The 12,757-nt window shown below is 36.4% G+C and carries 11 protein-coding genes; 8 read left to right on the top strand and 3 right to left on the bottom strand.

What is annotated here, in order from left to right; genetic code table 11:
• Positions 1–23 precede the first annotated feature (23 nt).
• Positions 24–749, bottom strand: coding sequence for a glycerophosphodiester phosphodiesterase (locus DN410_RS18835; RefSeq protein WP_149177602.1), 726 nt, complete (start codon positions 747–749; stop codon positions 24–26).
• 152 nt (positions 750–901) lie between these two features.
• On the opposite strand from DN410_RS18835, the gene DN410_RS18830 reads away from it, so the two are divergent.
• The 4 genes from DN410_RS18830 to speB all read left to right on the top strand — a co-directional run bounded on the left by DN410_RS18830 (position 902) and on the right by speB (position 4,583).
• Positions 902–1,309, top strand: a complete 408-nt coding sequence (locus DN410_RS18830) for a MerR family transcriptional regulator (protein ID WP_149177601.1) — start codon at positions 902–904, stop codon at positions 1,307–1,309.
• Positions 1,310–1,314: 5 nt separating this feature from the next.
• Positions 1,315–2,478, top strand: coding sequence for an MFS transporter (locus DN410_RS18825; RefSeq protein WP_149177600.1), 1,164 nt, complete (start codon positions 1,315–1,317; stop codon positions 2,476–2,478).
• Between the two features lie 186 nt (positions 2,479–2,664).
• Positions 2,665–3,492 (top strand): polyamine aminopropyltransferase, encoded by an 828-nt coding sequence (gene speE / locus DN410_RS18820; RefSeq protein WP_000424696.1) that lies wholly within the window; start codon positions 2,665–2,667, stop codon positions 3,490–3,492.
• A gap of 218 nt (positions 3,493–3,710) precedes the next feature.
• A complete protein-coding gene (gene speB / locus DN410_RS18815) occupies positions 3,711–4,583 on the top strand; it encodes an agmatinase (RefSeq protein WP_048528013.1) in 873 nt (290 codons plus the stop codon).
• A 408-nt stretch (positions 4,584–4,991) separates the two neighbouring features.
• Here the strand turns inward: speB and DN410_RS18810 are convergent, their stop codons facing one another.
• Positions 4,992–6,029 carry a PTS sugar transporter subunit IIC gene (locus DN410_RS18810; protein ID WP_149177599.1) on the bottom strand — a complete coding sequence of 346 codons (1,038 nt, stop codon included), beginning with the start codon at positions 6,027–6,029 and terminating at the stop codon, positions 4,992–4,994.
• A 234-nt stretch (positions 6,030–6,263) separates the two neighbouring features.
• Between DN410_RS18810 and DN410_RS18805 the strand changes: the two genes are divergently transcribed.
• Positions 6,264–6,626, top strand: coding sequence for a YxeA family protein (locus DN410_RS18805; protein WP_149177598.1), 363 nt, complete (start codon positions 6,264–6,266; stop codon positions 6,624–6,626).
• 24 nt (positions 6,627–6,650) lie between these two features.
• Here the strand turns inward: DN410_RS18805 and DN410_RS18800 are convergent, their stop codons facing one another.
• Entirely contained in the window at positions 6,651–7,637 is a 987-nt protein-coding gene (locus DN410_RS18800; RefSeq protein ID WP_149177597.1) for a S66 family peptidase, read from the bottom strand.
• A 202-nt stretch (positions 7,638–7,839) separates the two neighbouring features.
• Here DN410_RS18800 and DN410_RS18795 point away from each other — a divergent pair, with 202 nt between their 5' ends.
• The 3 genes from DN410_RS18795 to DN410_RS18785 form a co-directional block, all read left to right on the top strand.
• Positions 7,840–8,277 carry a YwiB family protein gene (locus DN410_RS18795; RefSeq protein WP_000744345.1) on the top strand — a complete coding sequence of 146 codons (438 nt, stop codon included), beginning with the start codon at positions 7,840–7,842 and terminating at the stop codon, positions 8,275–8,277.
• On the top strand, positions 8,277–9,947 hold the full coding sequence (argS, locus tag DN410_RS18790) for an arginine--tRNA ligase (protein WP_060632988.1): 1,671 nt from the start codon (positions 8,277–8,279) through the stop codon (positions 9,945–9,947). Before DN410_RS18795 ends, argS begins: the two co-directional genes overlap by 1 nt.
• Positions 9,948–11,494: 1,547 nt before the next feature.
• The coding region (locus DN410_RS18785; RefSeq protein WP_255446761.1) for a collagen binding domain-containing protein at positions 11,495–12,757 on the top strand (1,263 nt) is incomplete at its 3' end.

The raw sequence follows: 12,757 nt of genomic DNA, 5'->3' as shown, positions 1-12,757 counted from the left end.
CGAAAATAAAAAAGCCCCTTCCATTAAGAAAGGAGCTCAAAGGCACGTGCTGGCCAATCGGTAATAATGACATCTACACCGTAATCAATCATAGTTTGTAAATCTTTGTATTCGTTAATTGTGTAAGGGCGGAAAACATATCCTTGTCCCTGTGCTAATTGGACAAATTCTTTCGTTAATAATTGAAAGTTTGGGTGTAATCCAGTTGCTTCTCGTTTTTTCGCTTCAGCAATAGGATCTGCAAGTGGCATATCGTACAAAATTGCTCTTGGAATTTCTGGAGCGATTTCTGCTAATAATGAAACGGAATCATGGTTAAATGATGAAAATACAATTTGATTGGACAGATGATATTCGCGAACAAGGGCAACAACTTTTTCTTCAATAGTTGAATAGTGAATCACATCTGTTTTTAATTCAATATTAAGTTGTAAATTTGTTGTAGAGAGCCAAATAAATACTTCGCGTAATGTTGGGATTTTTGCTTCATGGAAAGAAGGATCTTTAAAGCTACCGGCATCTAAAGCTTGCAATTCTTCTACAGTTTTTTCGGAAACAAGTCCTACGCCATTTGTTGTGCGATCCACTGTTTCATCGTGAATCACGACAAGTTCACCATCCTTTGATAGATGGACATCAAGTTCAATTCCATGAGCGCCAATGCGTTCAGCTTCTTGGAAGGCAATCATCGTATTTTCGGGATGTGTTCCTTTTACCCCGCGGTGAGCGAAAATAAGTGGTTTACTCATGTTAGATTCTCCTTATCATCTCTTTTCTTTCATTATGAAACTGCTTGGGGGAAAACACAATTGAACAGGGAAAATATTTACAAAACCCTAACAGTTGCGAAAAAGTTAACGTTAACGTAAAATGTAATAGTTGAGTGAAGGGAGGAATAAACATGTATAAAATCGATGAAGTAACAAAACAAGTTGGTTTAACAAAACGTACACTTCGTTATTATGAGGAAATTGGTTTAATTCATCCCCCGGAGCGTAGTGAAGGGAACATTCGTCTGTATACAGATGAGGATATTGCAAGAATTAAAAGGATTGTAGAAGCAAAAGAAGTACTTGGAATTACACTTCAAGAAATGCAACACTTCTTATCGTTAAAAGAAAGAATGGAACAAAGGAGAAATAGCGATAACCCTCGTGATCGCGAAGTGATTCAAGAAATTAAAGAGATGCTTGCAAAACAAGTGCAAACGTTAGAAGAGAAAATGGAGCAAATGCAGCGTGTAAAGGCGGAACTTGAGGATAGTTTACATCGTGCAGTGACATTTTTAGATAGTACAAAAGGAGAGTAATCAAAATGGAGAGCAAACAAAAACTAGGGAGATTGATTACAGTGGTGGCTACCTTTCTTGCCTTTTCGGGTATAGGGGTAGTCGACCCAATTTTGCCGATTATTGCCGAAAAAATTGGTGCAACGCATTGGCAAGTCGAGATGTTATTTACAGCTTATATTTTAACGATGGCAATTATGATGTTACCAGCTGGAATATTTGCATCAAGATTTGGTGATAAACGAATGATGACAATCGGTCTTGCAATTGTGACTGTATTTGCATTTATATGCGGGATATCGCAAACGATTGCTCAATTATCTCTTTTCCGTGCTGGATGGGGACTAGGAAATGCGATGTTTTTTGCGACAGCGATGACACTTTTAATAGCATTAAGTAAAGAAGTTCATGAAGCGGTTGGATTATATGAAGCAGCTATCGGTTTAGGAATGGCAGGCGGACCGTTGTTAGGTGGTATATTAGGTGGACATTCTTGGCGTTACCCATTTTTCGCAACGAGTATTTTAATTTTCTTAGCATTTATTTTAGTTTTCTTTTTTGTAAAAGAACCAGAGCGAAAAGTGAAGCGTAAAGCAGCTGGCATGGGGGAATTACTTAACTTGGTGAAGTATAAACCATTTATGCAAGGTGCCATTTCGGGGATGTTATATTACTACGGATTTTTCGTCGTTTTAGCATATTCACCACTTGTTATGCACTTATCTGCCATTCAATTAGGTTTTGTATTTTGTGGATGGGGATTAGCGCTAGCTTACGGATCAGCAATTTTAGCGCATAAGCTAGAAGGTAAATATGAACCAAAGACAGTATTAAAGGGTAGTTTACTCGTATTTGCGATGTTATTAATTGCGCTATTCTTCGTGAAAATTATGTGGTTACAAATCGTATTAATCGTTCTATCTGGATTAGCATCAGGATTAAATAACGCGTTATTTACAAGTTATGTAATGGATATTTCACCTTATGAAAGATCTGTTACGTCAGGTGTATATAACTTCGTTCGTTGGTTAGGGGGCGCGATTGCTCCAATTTTATCAGGAGTTATCGGCCATACAGTTTCGCCGCAAAGTCCGTTCTTAGTTGGTGGGATTGTTGTGTTAGTTGGTTGTGTAATGATCTTAATCCCAATTCGTAAACCAGTAGAAATAGAGACAAAAGCCCTTTCTTAAGAAAGGGTTTTCTTTCCTATTACAGGGAAAACCCTTTTCGTATATATGTTAGAACCCTCTGACTAAAATATATTTTCGGTATTTTTATACTTTTAACTATACTTTTTGGATGTTTTGTTTTATTTTTGTTAGGGGACATTAATGATGTCCCTATTATAAATTTGCACTGAAAGGCGTGATTGTACGATGGAACTATGGTTCACTGAAAAACAAACAAAACATTTTGGAATTACTGCGCGTATTAACCGCACATTACATACGGAGCAAACAGAATTCCAAAAACTTGATATGGTTGAAACGGAAGAGTTCGGAAACATGCTTATTTTAGACGGCATGGTTATGACAACAGAAAAAGATGAGTTCGTTTATCATGAAATGGTAGCGCACGTACCTTTATTTACACATCCAAACCCTGAAAACGTATTAGTTGTTGGTGGCGGTGATGGTGGTGTTATTCGTGAAGTGTTAAAACACCCAAGTGTAAAGAAAGCAACTCTTGTTGAAATCGATGGAAAAGTAATTGAGTACTCTAAACAATACTTACCATCAATTGCAGGCGCATTAGATAATGAGCGTGTAGAAGTGAAAGTAGGAGACGGTTTCCTACACATCGCGGAAAGCGAAAATGAATATGACGTAATTATGGTAGATTCTACTGAGCCAGTTGGACCAGCAGTAAACTTATTTACAAAAGGTTTCTACGCTGGAATCTCTAAAGCGTTAAAAGAAGACGGTATTTTCGTTGCGCAAACGGACAACCCTTGGTTCACACCAGAATTAATTACGACTGTGTTTAAAGATGTAAAAGAGATTTTCCCAATTACTCGTTTATACACAGCAAACATTCCGACATACCCAAGTGGACTTTGGACATTCACAATCGGATCTAAAAAACATGATCCATTAGAAGTAAGCGAAGAGCGTTTCCACGAAATTGAAACGAAATACTACACAAAAGAATTGCACAATGCAGCATTCGCATTACCGAAATTTGTTGGCGATTTAATTAAGTAAGAGAATCGAATTGTAACAAATAAAGTGTAAATAGCTCATTTAAGGTGTTTGTCCAGAAGACTTGAACATGCTAGCTATTTACACCTCTGTAAAGAAAATTGTCTTCTTGTTATGAAACAGAAGACACTGGTAAATCGAGAAAGAGGAGCAATTCGCTCCAAATTTGAGAAATATGAAAGGTTGGGATACCTTAAGTTCCACATAAGGAGGAAAAGAATATGCGTTTTGATGAAGCTTATTCAGGTAAAGTATTTATTAAAAGTCATCCAAGTTTTGAAGAGTCAAAGGTAGTTATTTATGGGATGCCTATGGATTGGACAGTAAGTTACCGTCCAGGATCTCGCTTTGGCCCTGCACGTATTCGTGAAGTATCAATCGGTCTTGAAGAATATAGTCCCTATTTAGATCGTGAACTAGAAGAGGTAAAATATTTTGATGCGGGTGATATCCCATTACCATTCGGAAACGCACAACGCAGCTTAGACATGATTGAAGAGTATGTATCAAAACTTTTAGATGCCGGTAAGTTTCCACTAGGTCTCGGCGGTGAGCACTTAGTGTCTTGGCCAATTTTTAAGGCAATGGCAAAAAAATATCCGGATTTAGCAATCATCCACATGGATGCTCATACTGATTTACGTGAATCGTATGAAGGGGAGCCTTTATCCCACTCTACACCAATTCGTAAAGTGTGTGATTTAATTGGTCCGGAAAACGTATATTCTTTCGGAATTCGTTCTGGAATGAAGGAAGAATTTGAATGGGCAAAAGAAGTAGGTATGAACTTATACAAATTTGACGTATTAGAACCGTTAAAAGAAGTGTTACCGAAACTTGCAGGACGCCCAGTCTATGTCACAATTGACATTGACGTATTAGACCCAGCTCACGCTCCAGGAACAGGAACGTTAGAAGCTGGAGGTATCACATCTAAAGAATTATTAGATTCCATCGTCGCAATTGCAAATTCAAATATAAATGTAGTTGGAGCAGACTTAGTAGAAGTGGCTCCTGTCTACGACCATAGTGATCAAACACCAGTCGCAGCAAGCAAATTCGTGCGGGAAATGCTGCTCGGTTGGGTGAAATAAAAGTGAAGCCGACTGTTTAGACCTGGTGACTAAGGTTCTTTCCTGCAAAAGGTGCTTTTTACCTTTTTGAAGGGAAGGTTCTTAGACGCAAGGGTCTAGGAGGCGTAACTGGATAGAAATAAAAGCGTAAGCGGCTCGTTCAGAATGTGAGGAAGAAGCGAAGCCACCGATCATTCTAGCCGCTATAGCTGGATAAAAATAAGAGCCCTCTATATGATTAGAGGGCTCTTATTTTGTCGTTATGTGTCGGTAAGTCGATATGTCTTGTCGAATCGTCGATATATTAAAAAATCGTTGATATAATTTAAGTTATGATCGATATATTTGAAAAATCGTCGATATAATTTCATTTACCATCACGCAACATCAAAAAGAGCTATTCTCAAACAATGAGAATAGCTCTTTTTCTTATGCAACCTTCTCTTCCGAAGTAATGCCGCGAATTTCATCAGCAGAACGGATTGGATATTTGCGGAATATGATTGATCCGATGTATCCAACAATAGTGGTAACGATTCCACATAGTACAGCAGCGATCGTTACTTTTATAACGTCATTAAATCCGAATAAGACAAGAAGTCCTGGAATAGGTGATGCTGTTCCTGGCGCATTATTAACGAGCTGGAATAGGGATGTAATAATCCCGGCAAGTGCACCGCCAACGAAATTTGTCGCATAAATTGGAATTGGATTTGCTGAGACAATATCGGCTTGTGTTAAAGGCTCGATTGCTACAGCAATTGTATCTTTCTTTGAACAAATTTTTAGTCGTTTAAAGAAAATAAAGTTCATTGGGGCTGAAGCTGCTACGGCAAGACTACCAATTGCCATTGGTAAACCAGTTAATCCAAGCATGGCAGTTAGTGCCATAGAACTTAATGGGGAGGTAGAAATAACTGTTATTAATCCACCAAGCATAATACCCATAATGATAGGACTTTCTGTAGTTGCAACTGAAATCATAGAACCAATTTTACCGAGTGTTGCATTAACGAGCGGATCCATAAGCATAGCCATTCCGCGTGAGATTGGTGCGGCAATAAATAAAATTGCTAAAAACTCTACACCAGCTGGTAATTTCTTTTCGAGAAATTTCACGATGAATGCACAAACGTATCCAGCGAAGAATCCTGGTAAAATACCGAATCCACTAGTAGCGATACCGATTAAAACAGCATATACGGGTGAAACACCGATTGCTAGTGCGACTAAAATTGCCGCTGCGACACCGCTCATACTACCAGAAGCTTCTCCTACTGATTGTAAAAAGTCATTATGAAACATCTCTCCACCGATATAACGGTGAAAGGCTTCAATAAGAAAACTTGCGATTGCTGCATTAGCTAAAGCACCCATTGCTTTCATGCCGTAAGGAGCACGGTAACTAAAAAGTGTAAATAGACAAAGTACAACAAGTAATAGTGCTAAACCTTGCAAGATAGCCATTTGAAAACTGTCTCCTTTGATTTCTGTAATAAAAATTTGTATCATTCAATAATAATATAAAAGTTCATGAAACGGAAAAAATTTTTATTGGGAAATTGCTATAAGGTGAAAATGCCTTACAATAATGTAAGGAAAGTGTAAGGTGTTTAAATAGAGTATAGTATGTCATTTTTCGTATAATACAAGTATAGATATATGACTAGGGAAAAAGAAGTGCAAACAGGAGGCGCATGTATGAAATTGGTAATTAAAGTTTTAGCTGTATTCGCCATTATTTTAGGGGGAACAGCGTATTATTTAAACACAAAAACAGAAGGTGTACATGCTTTTGTAGACAACTTCTTTTCAAATAAGGAAATACAAGATTATTATGCAGTTATAGATAAAGGCGAGAAAAAAGATGATGAGTATTTATATACATTTAAAGGATATACAGAAGACGGAAAGTTACAAGTTGTGAAAAGAATGATGAACCGTGAATTGCATACGGGTGCTTTTATAAAAATTTATGCAAAAGGTATGCAAGGAAAAGGATGGGCTGAAATCCCGAAAGAATCAATTCCGCAAAAAGCGTTGGAAAAAATAGAAAAACCATAAAAGGAGCGAATCATTCGCTCCTTTTTAGTGCGTTAAAATGGTGATAGATGTCTTTTCTTTGTTAGAAATGATTTTTGCACGTCCACCAATTGGGAAAGTGAAAATCGGGGTTGTATGACCGAAACTTGCGTTTGCGATGATAGGTATATGTGCAAGTTCAGGTTTTGAAACAATCATTTCCTGTACGTCTTCAATTGTACAATCTGCTCCTTTTTGCATTCTTCCTATAATAATGCCTTTTACATACTCAAAATCTGGTTGCTGCATAAGGGAGTGTAAATAACGATCAAAAGTTTTAAGAGTAGCTTTTCCAGTTAGGCTATCTTCTTCAAGAAATAAAATTTTATCCTTTAAGTTTGGCATATATGGTGTACCTTGCAGTAAGTTCAATGTGCTCATATTACCACCGATAATATCCCCCGTAGCTTCTCCTTCATGAATCGAAACGTATCCTTCATTTTTAATAAATTCTCGATTTTCTTGATCTATATACCAAGAATCATCGCTCCATGTTTCAGATGGCAGGACTTCAATAGGCTCATTAGAAGTTAAGCATTTTAAAAAGTAATCGGTTGTATACTCGAGCCCTTTCTCCATTCCAAATGAAGAGAAATGGGGGCCTGAATATGTAACAAGTCCTGTTTTAGTGTAAATTGCATTATTTAATGCAGTGATATCAGAATAGCCACAGAAAAATTTCGGGTTTTCTCGAATTAAATCGTAATCGAGATGTTTTAACAAACCATTAGAGTTGTATCCGCCAAGTGTTGTTAAAATGGCTTTTACATTCGGATCTCTAAATGCTTCGTGAAGGTCTTGAACGCGTGAAGAAATAGGAGAGGACGCAAAGCGATCTAGCTCTTCAGCGTGTTTTGAGAACGTAACTTGAAAGCCCATGTTGTTTAATCTTTTTATAGCAAGATTTCTGTTTTCATTTGAGACAATACTTAAACTACAAGATGGTGAAATAACCCTTATTTCATCACCTTTTTTTAATTTTGTTGGTAGCATCTATTTCACCCCTTTAAATGAAAGAATATTTAGATTTAAAAAATATTTTATCATATGAAATAAAGTGAAGGTGAATTATTTTTTGAAAAGGAGTTTTCCTGATTTTTCAGCAGACAGACAGAGTCTTTTTTTGATATGATAGGAAAAGTGATTTATTATAAGTAGTATTTAATATCTATAACATTTGAAAGGTGTGCAAGACGTGAAGAAACAACTTGCAGGCTTGCCGGTACACGTTCATTTCGTAACAGAAATCCGTGAAGGGGCGAGGAAGGAAACCGTTGCTTTTGAAGCAAATGGTCAATACTATGTAAAAGGTCAAGGTACATATGTAACATTCCAAGAGCCGAATGAACAAGGCGAAGTGAAAACAATTATTAAAATTCAAGATGAACAAGTTCTCATTATGCGTTCAGGTGCTGTTTCGATGCGTCAAACGCATGTGAAGGGTGAATGGACAACTGGTACGTATACGAGTGAACTTGGTACGTTTGCATTGCAAACAAAGACTGATAACGTTCTTTTTAAATGGTCGGATGAAAAGAAAAAAGGACAACTCTTCTTAACGTACGCATTGCTTCTAAGTGAACAAGAAGCTGGCAGATATACAATTACACTTAATTTGAAGGAGGCAAAATAATGAATTCTTTAGAACAAGTAAAAGGATTGATTAAAGAAGAAATTCAAGCTGCTGTATTAAAGGCAGAATTAGCGACAGAAGAACAGATTCCAAACGTTGTATTAGAATCTCCAAAAGATAAAACAAATGGTGACTTCTCTACAAATATGGCAATGCAACTTGCGCGCGTTGCGAAAAAAGCACCTCGTATGATTGCAGAAGAATTAGTTGCAAACTTCGATAAAGCAAAAGCTTCTATTGAAAAAATTGAAATCGCAGGTCCTGGTTTCATTAACTTCTACATGGATAATAGCTACTTAACAGACTTAATTCCAACAATCGTTAACGCTGGTGAAGCTTATGGTGAAACGAATACTGGTAAAGGTGAAAAAGTACAAGTTGAGTTCGTATCTGCGAATCCAACAGGTGACCTTCACTTAGGACATGCACGTGGTGCAGCAGTAGGTGACACTTTATGTAACCTATTAGCAAAAGCAGGATACGATGTATCTCGTGAATACTACATTAATGACGCTGGTAACCAAATTCATAACTTAGCTCTTTCTGTTGAAGCTCGTTACATGCAAGCGTTAGGTTTAGAGAAAGAAATGCCAGAAGACGGTTACCACGGTGCAGATATTATCGGCATCGGTAAACGTTTAGCTGAAGAATTTGGCGATCGTTATGCGAAAGCTGATGAAAAAGAAAGCTATGAATTCTACCGTGAGTACGGTTTAAAATATGAATTAGCAAAACTTCAAAAAGACTTAGAAAGCTTCCGTGTTAAATTTGATGTGTGGTTCTCAGAAACATCACTATACAAAAACGGAAAAATTGATCAAGCTCTTGCTGTATTAAAAGAGCGTGAAGAGATCTTTGAAGAAGACGGTGCAACTTGGTTCCGTTCTATGACTTACGGCGATGATAAAAACCGTGTATTAATTAAAAACGACGGTTCTTACACATACTTAACACCAGATATCGCTTACCACCGTGATAAATTAGAGCGTGGTTTTGATAAATTAATCAACATTTGGGGTGCTGACCACCACGGTTACATTCCTCGTATGAAAGCTGCTATTCAAGCGCTTGGTTACGATAAAGACACGTTAGAAGTAGAAATCATCCAAATGGTACAACTGTACCAAAATGGTGAAAAAATGAAAATGAGTAAACGTACAGGTAAAGCAGTTACACTTCGTGAGCTTATGGAAGAAGTAGGCGTAGACGCAATGCGTTACTTCTTCGCAATGCGTAGCGGTGATTCTCATTTAGACTTCGATATGGACTTAGCTGTATCAAAATCTAATGAAAACCCAGTATACTATGCACAATATGCTCATGCGCGCGTATGCAGTATCCTTCGCCAAGGTGAGGAATTAGGATTAGCTACAGGCGGAGATGTGAACTACAAACTTGTTACTTCTGAGAAAGAAGTAGAGTTACTGAAAAAACTTGGTGAATTCCCAGCAGTAGTTGCGGATGCAGCGCAAAAACGTCTGCCACACCGTATTACAAACTATGCATTTGAATTAGCAGCAGCATTACACAGCTTCTACAATGCAGAAAAAGTATTAAACCAAGATAACTTAGAATTAAGTAAAGCTCGTTACGAGCTAATGAAAGCAGTACGTACTACACTTCAAAACGCACTAGCAATCGTAGGAGTATCTGCGCCAGAAAAAATGTAATAAAAAAAAGGGAAGTACCGAAAAGTCGTATGGTGAGAACCGCACGTACGGCTTGATGAAGGGAAACTGCAACGGAAAAAGAGATGGCAAAGCTATCTCTTTTTCTGTTGCAGTTTTTCACTCTAAATATATGTTATGGTGATGAAGTGAAAACAGAAAACTAACATTAACTATTGATTTTTAGGGAGAATTCTAGAATAATGGATTGTCGGGAGCAAAATTTCTAGAAATCAGCATATGTATTATTAGTTGGTAGAAAGTTACTGGGAAATGGTGTGATTGTTGTAAAAACTATTGTTACAGCTAGGCCAAATACTAAAATCACGATTCATCTAACCAAGTATTTAAACAATTAGTAATTGATCATGGAAACTTCCAACCTAGTCAAGAAACTAGGGGTTACGTTTAAAATAGTACAATTAAAGTTTTCATGATTTGATAAAAATAATGAAAGGATATAAATCTCTCGGTTTTGATATTATCATCATATATAAGCTCATTTTAATTCTTCGAAATAGCCATGGAACTCATTAGGCAAACTGTTTTTTCTCGAAACGCATTTATATACTCCAAAAATAAAAAGGCTGAATTACGTACTTCTACACGATTTACAGGAAATCAGTCGACAATCACACTCTTTTTTAGTTACTCCCAAATTCATTCCACTGTCTTTAAATTTGGAGATTATATCTTTCATCTTGCATAGGTAACTAGTACTTCATTCAGGGCATTTTTAATTATATAATGCCGGTGGAACACTTGTTTAGGTGTGTAGATCGGTTGTGAAACTAAACACCAAACATTTCACCTATGGCCAATTTTATCTCAACTCATAACGGCAGAAATGCATCTTCAATAACATCTTTTAGAATACGAGAATCCAAGTATGTTTCGCAGTTTTAGCATTCTTCGGCTGATATGCTAAATTCAATTATAGATTGCACTTCTTGTTATTCTTTAGGAGGATAAGTAAGGAAGTTGACCGAATGCATAGTTACTATGAAGTAGTTCGTTCATACTTGCTAGCAATGAAATTTTTATATTTTATAGAGCAAACGTTTGCAAAGGTTTGAAGAAATTCCGAAAGTTTTACAGCATAATAAGACGAATGACTGTCATGGGTTTTATCGTGAGTGCTTTTTGAGTTGTCTTCTTTTGACTTTGAAGTTATTCTATGGTCCATTCATACGTATGTGTAATTCGAATTTCTTTATCAAAATTTGTCCTGTCCTGTATCTGTTTTTGTTAAACAGTATAGACCAGAAATAACGTAGTTTAGACATGTCGGAGAAATGAGATGAATCTATATAAAAGTCATACGTCGGACTTCAAACTTCAGGTTTCTAAGCAATAGAAGGGTTGGAAAAAGAGAAAAAGATGATAATAGCTATCAAAAATATTTAAGTAAAATAGCTTAATGACATTGAATAATAGAATCTTTGTCATAGTATGTTTGTACCAGAATCTATTTTTAATTTTATAGGAGGATAACATAAAATATGCATTTAAAAAGAATTACTTCAATTTTTTCGATTATAATGATTTTCATGTTTACTATAGGTCAGAGTTTGCTACCTATAGTAGCAAATGCACAAGAGTTAAACACAGTAGGACTTGTGGATAGTATTAAGATTGATAAAACAGATCTTTATACTGGACAAGAGACTAAAGTAACTGTAAATTTCAGTGAAAAAGATGGAGTTAGGCTGAAGCCAGGAGACACACTAACATTAACACTGCCCCCAGAATTAATAGGGTTGAATACACAGTTTAATTTGGGTGATTATGGTACTTGTACAGTCAATTCAGGTACTGTGGTATGTACATTTAATGATAAAGTAGATACACGTGATGATATTAAAGGATATTTAAACTTTTACGTGCAAGCTGCTAACGTAGGAGAAGATCAAAAGAAAGAGATTGAAACCAATTTTGGTACAAATATAGATAAGCAATCTGTAATAATTACCGGTCCAACAAGCGGTGGTGGTACAGATCCTGGAAAGGGACCGTTTTTTTATAAAACTGGTGATATGAGAGGTAAGCCAGGTGAGGTGCGTTGGTTCTTAAATGCAAACTTAAATAAAGAAGAGTTAAGTGATGATATTGTTGTAGTTGATAATTTACAAGAAGGTCAAATACTTAATAAAGATAGTTTTAGGATAGATATTGATAATTATTTAGGCCGTCAAAATTTATCATTACAAGAGTTTGAATCTAAAGGTTATGGAAAGATTACCTTTACTGGTGAAAACTCATTTCAAGTTGTGCTTTATAAGGATAAAGCACGTCTTTCCTCCTTTTCGATTGCTTATACATCTACTATAACGGATGCCGGAAAGGCGCAAGATTTCTTTAAGAATGATTATACGATTGATTATCAAATTTATAATAAAGAGCCAGTTACTGAATCGGGTAGCTACCCCGTTGAAAATAGGACAGCCGGCGGTGGTGCTGAAGGGGTTCCAAGAGGAACGCTAAAAATTGTTAAGCACCTTGATAAAGATGAAGAAAAAGTCATACCGAATGTTTCATTTGAGTTGTATAAAGAGTCGGGTGAACAAGTTGGGGATCTATATAAAACAGATGAAAAAGGTGTCATCGAAATCAAGGGTTTAACACCAGGAAAATATTATGTGAAAGAAGTTTCAGCTCCAGACTATATTGATTTTGATCCACAAGCAAAAGTAAGTTTTGAAGTTAAATTAGATGCTGTAAACGGAATTAAACTACCGATTTCGAATAAAGTGAAAACTACATCTGTTTCGGGAACGAAGATATGGGAAGACAACAACAATAAGTTTGGTAAA

It is taken from the genome of Bacillus sp. SH5-2 (genome assembly GCF_008368905.1).
GTDB classification, from domain to species: Bacteria; Bacillota; Bacilli; order Bacillales; family Bacillaceae_G; genus Bacillus_A; species Bacillus_A luti.
The sequence above is the reverse complement of the archived record's forward strand: the minus strand, read 5'-3'. Positions and strand labels throughout refer to the sequence as shown.

What these genes read in the sequence shown, in the direction of transcription:
- DN410_RS18830 (WP_149177601.1), top strand. Translation starts at nt 902, where the DNA reads ATGTATAAAATCGATGAAGTAACAAAACAAGTTGGTTTAACAAAACGT.
- DN410_RS18810 (WP_149177599.1), bottom strand. Translation starts at nt 6,029, where the DNA reads ATGGCTATCTTGCAAGGTTTAGCACTATTACTTGTTGTACTTTGTCTA.
- DN410_RS18805 (WP_149177598.1), top strand. Translation starts at nt 6,264, where the DNA reads ATGAAATTGGTAATTAAAGTTTTAGCTGTATTCGCCATTATTTTAGGG.
- speB (WP_048528013.1), top strand. Translation starts at nt 3,711, where the DNA reads ATGCGTTTTGATGAAGCTTATTCAGGTAAAGTATTTATTAAAAGTCAT.
- DN410_RS18825 (WP_149177600.1), top strand. Translation starts at nt 1,315, where the DNA reads ATGGAGAGCAAACAAAAACTAGGGAGATTGATTACAGTGGTGGCTACC.
- argS (WP_060632988.1), top strand. Translation starts at nt 8,277, where the DNA reads ATGAATTCTTTAGAACAAGTAAAAGGATTGATTAAAGAAGAAATTCAA.
- speE (WP_000424696.1), top strand. Translation starts at nt 2,665, where the DNA reads ATGGAACTATGGTTCACTGAAAAACAAACAAAACATTTTGGAATTACT.
- DN410_RS18835 (WP_149177602.1), bottom strand. Translation starts at nt 749, where the DNA reads ATGAGTAAACCACTTATTTTCGCTCACCGCGGGGTAAAAGGAACACAT.
- DN410_RS18800 (WP_149177597.1), bottom strand. Translation starts at nt 7,637, where the DNA reads ATGCTACCAACAAAATTAAAAAAAGGTGATGAAATAAGGGTTATTTCA.